Here is an 819-nt window from a genome sequence, read left to right as displayed (position 1 = left end):
GTCTTATGTGTTTCTATAATTGTGTAAACTGCATTTTTCTTTAAACGGGTTACAAAATAGACTTGCTGATGAGTCCATAAAGCAAACTGATGATAATAGTTGTAGGCCTTATCAAAAACGATCATGCTATGCGATATTAACTCTAGGCTTTTAAGAAAGTTTTTGTCATGTACCTTAGCTGCTGTAACTTTTACGAACCTCCCTACTGATTGTACGGCATCAATAAGCATATGGACTTTGAGCCCTCCTTTCTTCTTGCCATCACCTTTGGGGTTTCTTCCCACTCCTTTAAGAACATCACTAAACAATCGGATGGTTGTTGAATCAATCAACAAAACCTCTTTAAAAGTCAGTCCATAAGTCCGGCTGTCCGACAAAAAAGTTTGATATTTCTTAACCAGATCAAAATATAACGACTCGAAAAAGCGGTTGTCCCGATTACGCAATCCATCACCAGCAGTACTTTTAGCCGGTGCTTTTTCCAGTCCTAAATGATTCAATTTTCCGCCCAAAGCACGCATTCCTTCACAGATTTCTGTCATAGAATCACAACGACTAAATATACCAAACAGCATGGTTATGATATGCGTTTTGGTCTTGAATGCTTTGTAATAGCGGTCGCTATTGTGTTGCTTAACTAAAGATGGTATGTCTACTACTTTCAACAAATCTATTATCTGTTTGAATATCGGCTGACCGACAAATTTAATTTCACTATTTTTGCTCATGTTGTAAAAAGTTTCGCAAAATCAATTTACAACTTTGAGGGGAAACCGAAAGGAAGTACCCTCTTTTATTTTTTTACTCGGTCACTAGTGA

General features: G+C 37.1%; 1 protein-coding gene. It reads right to left on the bottom strand.

The window, feature by feature from the left end; genetic code table 11:
* Positions 1 to 668: DUF4372 domain-containing protein (locus OM075_RS25235; protein ID WP_301193334.1), on the bottom strand; the 668-nt coding region annotated here is incomplete at its 3' end.
* Between the last annotated feature and the right edge of the window lie 151 nt (positions 669 to 819).

This window comes from Plebeiibacterium sediminum (assembly GCF_026013605.1).
Lineage (GTDB): Bacteria > Bacteroidota > Bacteroidia > Bacteroidales > Marinilabiliaceae > Saccharicrinis > Saccharicrinis sediminus.
This window is presented reverse-complemented; position numbering and strand designations above follow the sequence as displayed.